General features: G+C 67.9%; 1 protein-coding gene. It reads right to left on the bottom strand.

Annotation, left to right across the window (positions count from 1 at the left end):
* Nucleotides 1-555 (bottom strand): ABC transporter substrate-binding protein (locus tag Dsi01nite_RS56995; RefSeq protein WP_203854893.1); only part of this gene is annotated, 555 nt, incomplete at both ends.

Raw genomic sequence — 555 nt, 5'->3', positions numbered from 1 at the left:
CCGCCGATGGCGTCTTCGTAGAAGGCGGTCTTGCCCTGGGACATGAGGGCGCGGGCGTCGACGCGGTTGACGTCGGGGGCGATGAGTTTCTGGTCGTAGAGCTTCTTGTACCAGGTGAGGGCCTCGACGCTGCCGTCGTCGCCGATGACGACCTTGTTGTCCTGCACGATCGGGGACCCGAACTCCCACATCCACGGGATGATGTCCTTGAGCTGGTCGACCTTGGTCATCCCGGCCCAGGGCACGACCCCGCCGCCGAGGCCCTTCACTGCGGTGAGCGCGGCCTCGAACTCCGCGACCGTCTTCGGCGGGCTGGTGACCCCGGCCTTGGTGAGCAGTTCATTGTTGCTGATCAGGCCGATCCCGGCGAACGTCCACGGCAGCCCGTACTGCTTCCCGCCGGACTGGCCCAGCGCCAGGGCGGCCGGGGTGTAGTCCAGACCGGTGGCGACGCTCTTGAGATCGAGGAGTTTGCCGGTGGCGGCGAGGGTGGCCAGCCACGCCACGTCCAGCTGCACCGCGCCGGTCAACTGTCCACCCTGGACCTGCAGCAGC

Source organism: Dactylosporangium siamense (assembly GCF_016862795.1).
Lineage (GTDB): Bacteria > Actinomycetota > Actinomycetes > Mycobacteriales > Micromonosporaceae > Dactylosporangium > Dactylosporangium siamense.
This window is presented reverse-complemented; position numbering and strand designations above follow the sequence as displayed.